Here is a 357-nt window from a genome sequence, read left to right as displayed (position 1 = left end):
CGATACTTTCGGTGCATAACCCGAAGTTTGCAGCAATGCCAGAATCAGCGATGTGAACTCATGACCCATTGGCAGGCCTGCGAAGAACACACGAGGCTGTTCACCGGCTTTAGCCACACCAAAACTTGGTGCACGTTTGTTGGTACCATCAAAACGGGCAGTCACTAAATCAGACAGTGCAGCGATTTCTTCTACAAGTTCTTTGATTTTTGCAGATTTATCCGAAGCATCTAAAGTGGCTACCAGTTCGATTGGTCCTTCAAGGCGCTCTAAAAGGGTTTTTAATTGGGCTGCTGTATTTTGATCTAACATTGCTAACGTCTCCAAAGGAGTAATAATTTATTCGATGAAAGAATA

1 pseudogene is annotated in these 357 nt (G+C 43.7%); it reads right to left on the bottom strand.

The window, feature by feature from the left end:
- A pseudogene (locus C8322_RS14290) lies at nucleotides 1-312 on the bottom strand (alkyl hydroperoxide reductase subunit F); the annotation flags it as partial.
- Between the last annotated feature and the right edge of the window lie 45 nt (nucleotides 313-357).

The organism is Acinetobacter sp. SM1B, assembly GCF_003289665.1.
GTDB classification, from domain to species: Bacteria; Pseudomonadota; Gammaproteobacteria; order Pseudomonadales; family Moraxellaceae; genus Acinetobacter; species Acinetobacter schindleri.
Note: the sequence above shows the minus strand (reverse complement) of the source record. Positions and strands in the feature narration are given on the sequence as shown.